The organism is uncultured Agathobaculum sp. (assembly GCF_963927765.1).
In the GTDB taxonomy this organism is placed as follows: Bacteria; Bacillota; Clostridia; order Oscillospirales; family Butyricicoccaceae; genus Agathobaculum.
Genome location: NZ_CAWVCU010000050.1, coordinates 22,222 through 32,699, shown reverse-complemented (window position 1 = coordinate 32,699; position 10,478 = coordinate 22,222). Strand labels below are relative to the sequence as shown.

Annotated in this window: 12 protein-coding genes and 1 riboswitch; all 12 genes read right to left on the bottom strand. The window is 61.8% G+C overall.

Annotated features, from left to right (window positions below; genetic code table 11):
* Positions 1 to 12 precede the first annotated feature (12 nt).
* Positions 13 to 1,041 (bottom strand): cobalamin biosynthesis protein, encoded by a 1,029-nt coding sequence (locus ABGT74_RS04100; protein ID WP_346704585.1) that lies wholly within the window; start codon positions 1,039 to 1,041, stop codon positions 13 to 15.
* Positions 1,038 to 1,793, bottom strand: coding sequence for a precorrin-4 C(11)-methyltransferase (cobM, locus tag ABGT74_RS04095; RefSeq protein ID WP_346704584.1), 756 nt, complete (start codon positions 1,791 to 1,793; stop codon positions 1,038 to 1,040). Before cobM ends, ABGT74_RS04100 begins: the two co-directional genes overlap by 4 nt.
* A complete protein-coding gene (gene cobI, locus ABGT74_RS04090; protein WP_346704583.1) occupies positions 1,790 to 2,482 on the bottom strand; it encodes a precorrin-2 C(20)-methyltransferase in 693 nt (230 codons plus the stop codon). The genes cobM and cobI overlap by 4 nt, the downstream gene beginning before the upstream one ends.
* Entirely contained in the window at positions 2,479 to 3,609 is a 1,131-nt protein-coding gene (cbiD, locus tag ABGT74_RS04085) for a cobalt-precorrin-5B (C(1))-methyltransferase CbiD (protein WP_346704582.1), read from the bottom strand. Before cbiD ends, cobI begins: the two co-directional genes overlap by 4 nt.
* 71 nt (positions 3,610 to 3,680) lie before the next feature.
* Positions 3,681 to 4,013 carry an energy-coupling factor ABC transporter substrate-binding protein gene (locus ABGT74_RS04080; RefSeq protein WP_346704581.1) on the bottom strand — a complete coding sequence of 111 codons (333 nt, stop codon included), beginning with the start codon at positions 4,011 to 4,013 and terminating at the stop codon, positions 3,681 to 3,683.
* Positions 4,010 to 4,759 carry an energy-coupling factor ABC transporter permease gene (locus ABGT74_RS04075; RefSeq protein WP_346704580.1) on the bottom strand — a complete coding sequence of 250 codons (750 nt, stop codon included), beginning with the start codon at positions 4,757 to 4,759 and terminating at the stop codon, positions 4,010 to 4,012. The genes ABGT74_RS04080 and ABGT74_RS04075 overlap by 4 nt, the downstream gene beginning before the upstream one ends.
* Before the next feature lie 146 nt (positions 4,760 to 4,905).
* Positions 4,906 to 5,100: riboswitch (cobalamin riboswitch) on the bottom strand.
* Positions 5,101 to 5,159: 59 nt separating this feature from the next.
* Complete coding sequence (locus ABGT74_RS04070; protein ID WP_346704579.1) at positions 5,160 to 5,987, bottom strand: ATP-binding cassette domain-containing protein; 828 nt, start codon at positions 5,985 to 5,987, stop codon at positions 5,160 to 5,162.
* 20 nt (positions 5,988 to 6,007) lie between these two features.
* Positions 6,008 to 6,793: a cobalt ECF transporter T component CbiQ gene (cbiQ, locus tag ABGT74_RS04065; RefSeq protein WP_346704578.1), complete on the bottom strand. Its 786-nt coding sequence runs from the start codon at positions 6,791 to 6,793 to the stop codon at positions 6,008 to 6,010.
* Positions 6,794 to 6,851: 58 nt separating this feature from the next.
* Positions 6,852 to 7,841 (bottom strand): hypothetical protein, encoded by a 990-nt coding sequence (locus ABGT74_RS04060; protein ID WP_297282922.1) that lies wholly within the window; start codon positions 7,839 to 7,841, stop codon positions 6,852 to 6,854.
* Positions 7,842 to 7,868: 27 nt separating this feature from the next.
* The gene (locus ABGT74_RS04055; RefSeq protein ID WP_346704577.1) at positions 7,869 to 8,804 is read right to left on the bottom strand and encodes a transketolase C-terminal domain-containing protein; all 936 of its coding nucleotides are present in this window, start codon (positions 8,802 to 8,804) and stop codon (positions 7,869 to 7,871) included.
* Complete coding sequence (locus ABGT74_RS04050; protein WP_346704576.1) at positions 8,801 to 9,625, bottom strand: transketolase; 825 nt, start codon at positions 9,623 to 9,625, stop codon at positions 8,801 to 8,803. The genes ABGT74_RS04055 and ABGT74_RS04050 overlap by 4 nt, the downstream gene beginning before the upstream one ends.
* Before the next feature lie 43 nt (positions 9,626 to 9,668).
* On the bottom strand, positions 9,669 to 10,472 hold the full coding sequence (locus ABGT74_RS04045) for an aldolase/citrate lyase family protein (protein ID WP_297282919.1): 804 nt from the start codon (positions 10,470 to 10,472) through the stop codon (positions 9,669 to 9,671).
* Positions 10,473 to 10,478: the final 6 nt, after the last annotated feature.

The window sequence follows — 10,478 nt, the reverse complement described above, 5'->3', positions numbered from 1 at the left end:
TCCGTCCTCCAACTATTCTTCCTCAAAGCACGCGCGAAAGTCCTGCTGCGCAAGTGCTGCCGTTACGCCGTTTTGCGCGGTCTTGCGGCAGAGCAGTGCTCCGCCCACCGCGGCGCACACCGCCGCGCGCTCGCACACGTTATCCACGCCGACCGTGCGGACCACAAAATCCGACGGCGTAAAATCGCCCCGGACGCTTTGCAGCGTCTCCGCCGAAAACACGGTCAGTGTCAGGCCGTGAGCTTCGCAGAACCGCAGCAGCCCCGGCTCGTTTTGTTTTACATCGATACTGGCAACCCCGCGCACCGCGTCCCACGGCACACCCGCCGTGTCCAGCGCGGCCTGCACGGCTTGCTCGATCGTCTGCGCGTCCGTTCCCCTGCGGCAACCGATGCCGAGGAAAACGACCCGCGGCACCAGATGCAATGTATGTGCAAACGGCGCAGCTTTGGTGTCAAAGCCGATGCAGAAACCGCTTTCCGGTGCGCCGTCCAGCGCCACCTGCGCGGGCAAACGCCCACAAACCGGGAACGTCGACCGCAGGCCAATCGGCTCGCCGCGCAGCAGCGCGCCGGAAACGTATTTGATGTTCTGCGGATCGACCACGACGCAGTCATGTGCCGCCGCCCATGTATCGACCGCGAACGCCGCACGACCATCGGTCGCGGTCGTGATGATCGCCTGCGCTCCCAGTCCGTCTGCCAACCGCTGCGCCAGCGCATTCGCGCCGCCGAGATGGCCGGATAAAATCGGGATGACGAACCGCCCCGCCTCGTCGATCACAACAACCGCCGGATCGAACGCCTTGCCCGCAAGGTACGGCGCAACCGCGCGCACCGCGATCCCCGCCGCACCCACGAACACGATCAGGTCACAGTCCACCATCGCCTGCTGCGCAAAGCGCGCAAGCTGCGTACCGGAGAGCGAGGGGTCAACCGTACGGGCATACCGCTCGGTCAGAAAGTCGGGTAAAAGCGCTGCCGCTTCGCGCGCGGTCTGCGCACCAACTTCGGTGAACGAGACAAACTTGGCGTGCTTCATCGGCTCGCCTCGCGGAACCCCGTGGTAAACGTCGGGTCGTAGAGCTTCGAGCGGTCATATTCGTCGCCCAGAAAGCCGCCGACCGTGATCAGCGCGGTTTTGGTCACACCCTCGCGCGCGGCGGCTTCGGCAAGGCCGCTGACCGTCGTGCGAATCACCTTTTCATCCGGCCACGTCGCCTTGTAGACAATCGCGGCGGGCGTATCAGGCGCGTAGCCGCCCGAAATCAGCCGCGCGGACAGCTTTTCCAGCTGTCCTGCGGACAGGAAAACCACCATCGTTGCGCCGTGCGCAGCAAGAGCCTCGATCTGTTCTTTTTCCGGCACGGGCGTGCGTCCCTCCATGCGGGTCAGGATAACCGTCTGACTGACATTCGGCAGCGTATACTCGGCTTTGAGCGCCGCCGCCGCGCCGCAGAACGAAGAAACACCGGGGCAAATCTCGTATGCCAGTCCCAGCCGGTCGAGCGCGTCCATCTGCTCGCGGTGCGCGCCGTAGACGCACGGGTCGCCCGTGTGTAAGCGCACAACTGTCTTGCCCGCCTGCGCCGCAGGTGCCATGACCGCGATCACCTCTTCGAGCGTCATTTTGGCGCTGTCGTAAACCTCGCAGCCGTCTTTTTTATACTCGAGCAGGGCAGGATTGACCAGCGAACCCGCGTACACGATCACGTCCGCTTCGCCCAGCAGCTTTGCGCCGCGCACGGTAATCAGGTCGGGCGCGCCCGAGCCTGCGCCGACAAAATAAATCATGCCTTCCCCTCCTTGACGAGAATAATCGAGAAATATCCGGTCGGGTCGTCGAGCTGGGCAAGGTCGGTCACGATGCGTTCCCCTTCCATGCCGCACCGCTCGACGAGCGCCGCGTTTGCGAGTTCTCCGCGCGCGGCCAGCTTGTCGCGCACCTCGAGAATCGACTTGCCCGCCTTCATCAGCACGCGGCTGCCGGGCAAATCGAGCGCAGCGTCCACCCCGCCGTGCGAGGCGGGGATGATATGCAGCATTTCGCCGTCCTCGCACAGCGCGCGGCCCAGTGCGGCCGCCGCCGCGCAGAACGACGGCACGCCCGGCACGATTTCGGTCATGTAGCCGCGCGCCTGCACGCGCCGCAGCACATACCAGCAGGTAGAGTATACGGTCGGGTCGCCCAGTGTCAAAAAGGCAACGGTTTTGCCCTCATCCAGCAGCGCACAGATATCATCCGCCGCGCGGTCGTGGCAGGCATCTCGTTTCGCCTTGTCGCGCGTCATCGGCATCTCGCAGTGCAGCACCGGCTTGTCCCCGATGTACTGCGCCGCGATCGCGAGCGCGGTCTGTTCGCCCGCGCCCGACTGCGGCACCGCGATCACGTCGCTCTCCCCAATCACGCGGATGGCTTTGGCCGTCAAGAGTTCCGGGTCGCCCGGACCCACGCCCACGCCATATAATGTTCCCTTTGTCATACTATCTCCTTTAACCGCTCGCACAGCGCCCGTGCGCCGAGCGACTGTGCCAGAATGCCGTACTTTCCTGTAAACATCATAAATTCCACGCGCGCTTTGCCGCGCAGCCGCAGTGCAAGGCGCTTTTCTATTTCCTTGCCGATGCGCGCCATGACTGCGTCCCGCAGACCGGCTGCGTCCAGCAGTGCAATGCAGGCATCGACCGATATCGCGTCCATCAAGCCTTCAAGCGTCGCGCGTTCCGCGCCGCACAGGGCGGCGTGCGCGGTGAAAATCTCCTGCCGCCCGTCCGCGACCGAGGAATGCGTATTCATCACGCCCGCGGCTAGCTTGACCAGCTTGCCCGCGTGACCGACCAGCAGAATGTCCGCAAAGCCACCGAACGCCGCGTGGTCGAGCGTCTCTCCGATGTAATTTGAGCACTTGACCGCCCGCTCCAAATCCAGTCCCAACGTGTCCCGCGCGAAGTCCGCACCGTAGTTACCGGGGCACAGGAACGCGATCCGCTGTCCGGCGGCATACAGGCTGTCCAGCTCGAGCCGGATGGTATCGACCAGCGCCTTTTCGCTCATCGGTTCGACCACGCCGCTTGTGCCGAGGATGGAAATGCCGCCCATCACGCCCAGATGTTCGTTATAGGTCTGTTTGGCCAGTTCCTCTCCGTTTTCCGCCGAAACGATCACCGAAAAGCCGCCTGTATAACCTGCTTCGCGTGCGGCGCGCTCAACCGCTGCCGTAATCTGTGCACGCGGGGCGGGATTGATGGCGGCTTCGCCCACAGGAACAGATAAACCGGGGCGCGTCACACGCCCAACACCCGCGCCGCCCTCGATCACAATATCACTTTCCGTGCGGCGCACTGCCGCCGAAATACGCACGCCGTTTGTCACATCCGGGTCGTCGCCCGCGTCCTTGCGCACGGCGCAGACCGCCGCGCCGTCCTCCCATCGCGGCTGCTCGACCGGCAGATGGAAGGTCAGTCCCGCCGGGGTTTGCAGCGCAATTTCGACAGGGGCGGTACCTGTCAGCAACAGCATTGCCGCCGCCTGCGCCGCTGCCGCCGCGCACGAACCCGTTGTCCAGCCGCGGCGCAGCGCCTGTCCGCCCTGATAAGCTATTTGCTCCATTGTCGTTCCGGTCACCTCCCCGCAGACAGCACCGGGCAGGACGAATCAAAAGCCCGCCCTGCCCGCCTTTCTCATTGCTCCTTTTGCGTCCCGCGCGCAGTTTCCTGCTTTTTCCGCTCGACAAAGCGGCCAAGGAAAAACGCGATCACGCCCACACCCACGCCTGTCTGCACGCAGAACAGCAGGCTTTCCAGCTCGCCCGGCAGTTCCCCGCCGAGCAGCTGCTCGAACACCGGCGTTGCCCACGGCTCATAGTCCTCGCCCGTGATTTCCGCGACCTTTTCACTGCCCGCATCGTCCGAACCGCCGAACTCCGCGCCGCGCAAAGCCAGCACGGGCGTGACGATCAGCACCACGCAAAGCAGCAGAAGCACAACCATCAGTGCCCTATCCTTTTTCGTCATACGCCCGCCTCCTCAAATCCAACGGCGCGCAGCTCAGGCTGCGCATAAGCTTCGAGCGCCATCATAATCATGACGGTCAGCACGCCCTCGAGCACCGCCAGCGGCAGCTGGGTCGGCGCAAATACGCCGAGAAATTCCAGCACCGAGCCGAAAACACCGCCCGTCGCGGACGGGTAAGCGACCGCAAGCTGCACACTCGTCACGCAATAGGTCATCAGGTCGCCCAGCGCCGCCGCCAGAAAGACCGACACCTTTTTGTTTACCTTGCAACGCAGGCACAGCCTGTAAATCCCAAATGCGGCAAACGGCCCCGCGACCGCCATAGAAAAGGTGTTCGCGCCCAGCGTGGTCAAGCCGCCGTGCGCCAGCAGGATCGCCTGAAACAGCAGAACGATCACGCCCAGAATGGATACTGCGCTCGGCCCGAACAAGATCGCGCCCAGTCCCGTGCCGGTCATGTGCGAGCACGATCCGGTCACGGACGGAATTTTGAGCGACGAAATGACGAAGATGAACGCACCCGCCATCGCAATAAGCGCCACCGCGCGTCGGTCGCGCGCCACGGTTTTCCGAAGCGAGAAGTACCCCGCCAACAGAAATGGCAGCGCGATCACGCCCCATAGGATGCACATGGACGGCGGCAGAAAGCCCTCCATGATGTGCATTGCCCCCGCCACAGGCACCACACTGCACAAAAGCGCGGCGCAAGCGGTCAGCCGAACCAATTTTTGTTGTTTTTTTGTCATATTTTCTCCTTTCCCGCGAAAAACTGCGGATACAAAAATACGCCGTATCCCGATGCTTCCCACGCATCAGGCCGGCGCTGAACGCCCGCCTCTCCCTTTGCCGGAGAGCCGGGCTGACGCACAACCGGCCATCACTCGTAGCCGTATGCGCTTCCATCCCAAAAGGCAGGTATTCTGGCTTGGGCGTCCTTGCACGCAGCCGGTCTTCCCGGACCTATGGCCCAGTGACGTATTCGGCGGCGCGCTCTTCCCTTACAGCGGCGGGACCGCAGAGGATTTGCACCTCTTTCCCTATTCTCCTGCCGGAGAAAGTGGCAGGCACCTTTTGGTATCCGACATTCTATGCCGGAAGAAGCAGTTTCATTATAACATGCGGGTCATAGCTCCGCAAGGTGCATACTTATTTTTCACCCAGCAGCCGCTCGAGTGCCACGACCGATGCCGGGCAGGATGCATCGGGCGGCACCAGCCCCCGCGCGCGCAGCGCTGCAAACACCTCCGCCAGCACCGGGCGGCGCAAATGCGCCTGCCGCAGCAGCGCCGCATCCCCGAACACCGCCTGCGGCGTGTCGTCGGCAAGGATGCGCCCCGCGGAAAACACCACCGCGCGCGTTGCCCAGCGAAAGGCAAAATCCACATCATGCGTGGAGATCAGAAGCGTCCGCCCCTCGTCCGACAGGCGGTCGAGCACGCGCTCCAGCCGCTCCTCCCCTGCTGGATCGAGTGAAGCCGCCGGTTCGTCCAGCAGAATGACCTCGCTCTCCATCGCCAGAATGTCCGCGATGGACACGCGCTTTTTCTCTCCGCCGGACAGGTCGTGCGGCGGGCGCGCACGGAACTCCTGCAAATCCATGTAATCCAACGCATGGTCTACCCGCCGCGCGACCTCATCCCGCGGCAGGCGCAGATTCATCGGCCCGAAGGAGACCTCAGCCGCGACCGTAGACGCGATGATTTGGTCGTCCGCGTTCTGGAACACGATCCCGACCCGCTCGCACAGGGCTTTGCGCATTTTGCGGTCAACCGGCTTGCCGTCCAGCAATATCTGTCCGCTCTCCGGCGTCAGCACACCGTTCAAACACAGAAAAAAGGTGGACTTTCCCGCCCCGTTCGGGCCGAGCACTGCAATGCGCTCGCCCGCATGCACATCGAGCGATACGCCGTCCAGCGCGGGTGCGCCGGAATCATAGCAAAACCGCAGATCCCGCACCTGCAAAATCGGCTGCATGCATTTTTCCTCCTTTCTCTTTATAAAACGGCAAGCGCTGCAAGTGCCGCCCAAAACAACAGCATCCCGACGATTTGTATGCCATGCACCGGCTTTTCTTCTTCCAAAAAGCGCAAATCGCCGTCATACCCGCGCGCAGTCATCGCATCCGCGTACACGCGCGAGCGGCGCAGCGCCAACACAAACAGATTGCCCGCCGTGCCGCCGAACGAACGGCATGAGGTGCGGAAATCCCGCCAGCCCAACCGTGCGCCCGCCGCCTGCCACATGCGTCCGTACATATCCAGCAGCACAAACACAAAGCGGTAGATGAGGTACATCAGCTCGCACAGCAGTGGCGGCAGATGCGCGTGGCGCAGCACATCCACCAGCTCGCAGGCGGTGGTGGTAAACGCCAGCAGATACATTACGCTGACCGCACCGAGTGCTTTGAGCACCAGCGCCGCGGCAAAGCGGATGCTGTCCGCGCTGGCGCACACATAAAACCACGACAAGCGCACCTGCCAATCGCCCACAGGCACAGCAGAAACGTCGCACGCGACCGCCGCGCCGCCCAGCAGCAGAAACGCCAGCGGCACAAGCAGCAGGCCAAAATACGCCCGCAGCGGCAGCTTTCCCTTGCCCTTTTGCAGCGCCGCTAACGCGAGGATGACTGCTGCGGATACCGCTGGGCGGTCGGCGGCGAGGCAGAGCACCAGCGTGCCGACCGCCAGCACTGTCTTAAACACTGGATTCCAACCGCGCATGCCGGACTGATACGCCAGCCGGTCAATCGAACGCGGCCCGTGTGCGTGGCGATGTGCCATGCCGCGCCCCCCTTTCTGCTTGCAATATGTGACATTGTATCGTTCGGACTGTGGTTTGTCAACCGGACAGAAAAACGGCAAAGGGCGCTGCCAAAGCAACGCCCTTTGCTGTGCGCCCGCAGACGCAGCAGATGTTTAGCAGCGTAACACGCCGTTTTTCGATACAGGAAATCACAAACCGTGCCCTTGCCAACCGCTCGCTGTAATACTCCCGCACCGCCTGACTGTTGTCCGCGCGCAGCAAGCGCTCATACATGGTGGAAATGCCGACCGAACCCATCCAACGGTCGTTGATCTGGATCAGCCATTCACCGTCTACATACTCACAAATCAGGTCCGGCACCACATATCCTACGGTCTCCTCGCTGAACGCGGCTGCCGGATGCGGGTTCAAAGAACGGATCGCCTCCAGACAACGGTGCTGGATCAGCCGCGAGATACCGGTTTTTTGGGTGATCTTTTGAAAGTGTCCTGCCGCCAGATCCTCCAGATAGCCTTGCAGCAGTGTTTCAAACGCGGCGTTGCTTTTGCCTGCGCGCCTAAGCTGCAGGGACAGGCAATCGCCCAGATCGCGTGCGCCCACGCCCGGCGGGTCGAGTGAGCGCAGCCGTTCCACGCACCGCGTCGCCAGCAGCGGGTCTAATTGCAACACACTGGCCGCTTCCTGCGCGCTCACATCCAGAAAACCCTGTCCGTCCAGCGAATCAATCAGATAATACAGGCACCGCCGCTCCGCCGCGGTCAAAGCCCGTTCATCCAGCTGGCCGCGCAGATGGTCGCGCAGGCTGGTGCGTTCCGGCGCCGGGATGTCGCGATAGGCTGGCTCCTCCTCACCGGAAGCACGGGAAAGGGAGACGCGGCAGCCGCCCGTCTGCAATACAGGTGCCACCGTGCAATCCGGTTGCTCGAGCAGCGGATTATCCTCCACCTCACGCTGCACAAACTGCTCCAGCTCGTCCCCCGTCATGGAAAGCACATGGAGGGACTGCACCTGTGCCTGCGAAAGCGTCTGCTTTTGCGCCAGTTCCTGCTTCGCATCCATTCTCATGCCAGTCCCTCCCCGCTTCCTTACTTATCATTTTCTGGCAATCGCGCGGCGCGCCGCCTCACACAGCGCATCCACACCAAGACCATACTTTTCAATCAGTTCCTCCGGTGTGCCGGACTCTCCAAAGCTGTCCCGCACGCCGATACGCTCGACCGGCACGCATACGCTTTCTGCAAGTGCTTCGCACACCGCGCCGCCAAGGCCACCCGCGATCTGATGCTCCTCGCAGGTGACGACCGCGCCGGTCTCGGAGGCGTGACGGATCACGTCCTCACGGTCGAGCGGCTTGACCGTATGCACATCGACCACACGCGCGGAAATGCCTTCTTCTGCCAGTTTTTCCGCCGCCCGCATCGCCTGATGCACCAGATAACCGTTGGCCAAGTATACCACATCCGTGCCATCCTGTACCAGTCTATTTCTTCCAAGGATAAACGGCGTGTCGTCATCGGTCACCACGGGCACGGCTTCACGTCCGAACCGGATATAGCACGGGCCTGCCGTATCATACAGCGCCATGGTCGCCTTATAGGTTTCGATCGCGTCGCACGGCACGACCACCGTCATACCCGGCAGCGTACGCATAAGCGCTACATCCTCGAGCGCCTGATGGGTGGCGCCGTCCGGACCGACCGAAATGCCGCCGTGCGCGCCCGCGAGCTTGACGTTCAGATGGTTATAGCAGACCGTGTTGCGTATCTGATCCCACGCGCGTCCCGCAAGAAACACACCGTAGGTCGAGACAAACGGGGTCAGTCCCGCCAGCGCCATGCCGGACGCCGTGCCGACCATATCCTGCTCAGAGATACCGCAATCCAGAAAATGTGACGGATTTTCCTTTTTCACCCACTCGGAACGGGTGGATTTGGCCACGTCTGCGTCCAGTACCATCACGTCCTCGTGCTTTTGGCTCAGCTCCAGAATGGCTTTGCCGTAGCCGTCGCGCATTGGAGTATCCTTCATGCCTGCACCTCCAATTCCGCCATCGCCCGCTGATATTCTTCGTCATTCGGCGCAGTTCCATGCCACTTGGCGCTGTTTTCCATATAGGAAACGCCCTTTCCCTTGACGCAGCGCGCCAGAATGACCGTGGGTTTTCCCTTGCAGGCACGCGCCGCCTGATATGCTTCGTACATCTCGCGCACATTGTGCCCGTCCGCTTCGATCACATTCCAGCGGAACGCTTCCCACTTCTCGCGCAGCGGATAAACGTCCTTGATTTCGTCCACCTTACCGTCAAGCTGCACGTTGTTGTAATCGACAATGGCGCACACGTTATCCAGACCATGCTGAGGCGCGAACATCGCCGCCTCCCAGACTTGTCCTTCCTGCAATTCACCGTCGCCCATCAGGCAATAGACGCGCGCGTCCGAGCCGCGGCGGCGCAGCGCATATGCGATGCCGTTTGCAACCGAAAGCCCCTGTCCGAGTGAACCGGAAGAGCAGTCCAGTCCGGGCGTTGCGCCCTTCTTGGGATGTCCCTGCAAGCGCGAATCCAATTTGCGCAGCGTCAGCAGCTCCTCCGGCGGGAAAAAGCCCCGCCGTGCGAGCACGCTGTAAAGGACTGGCGCGGTATGTCCCTTGGATAGGATAAAGCGGTCGCGCTCTTCCCAATCCGGGTTGCTCGGGTCGCAGCGGAACTGGTCGGTGAAATAAAGCGCTGCCAGCAGATCGGCTGCGGAAAGCGACCCGCCCGGATGCCCTGAACCGGCCTCATGCGTCATTGTCACGATATCGCGGCGAATCTGACGGGCAATTTCCTGTATCCTTTGTTCTTCAAACATGAAACCCTCCTTATCTGAGGATGGCAGACGTTTTCCGCCCTCCTTAGTATGCCTGTCCCAATGCATCCAGCGTCTCGTGCGTGCCCTTGAGCACCGCCTTGCCGCCGTTGACGATGTAATTGAAATCAAAATTCATGCACAGCCAGTTTGCGCCGCGACCGATCCAGTCCTTGACGAACTGCTCACTGTATGCGCCGGATACGCCAAAGGGCTTGCCGGTCTTGCGCAGGATCGCACCGATTTTATCAAACTCCGCCTTGGCTTCGGGGGACGCAGCCGTATAACGATGCTCCTGCGTATTCATGCTCATGGCGTAATCGTTCGGGCCGATGACAAATCCCGAAATGCCTGGCAGTGCCGCAATCGCTTCGAGGTCCTTGACCACATCGACATGCTCGATCTGCACGATCGTCCAGATATGCTTGTCCTCATTGGCGGTGTACTCTGCCTTATCCCACATTGAGTAGTTGACTGCACGGCGCGTTCCCATGCCGCGCACGCCGTTCGGCGGATAGTGCGTCGCCGCCGCAGCGGTTTTCGCCTCCTCCAGCGAACGAACCATCGGCACGATGATGCCGTCCGCGCCCATAGCGAGCACTCTCTTGATAAACACATGATCGTTCCACGGCACGCGCACAATACCAGCCACACCCGCCGCGCGGCACGCGAGCAGGTGGTTCTGGATATCCTTTTTGTCGATTGCGGAGTGCTCCGCGTCGATCCAGATAAAGTCGAAGCCGCAGCCTGCGAGCGCTTCGGTCAGAAACGGGCTGTCAAAGCCAACATGTGAGCCAACCGGAATCTTGCCGGCAGCAATTTTATCGGTGATTTTTGGTAGCTGAAACATAGTATT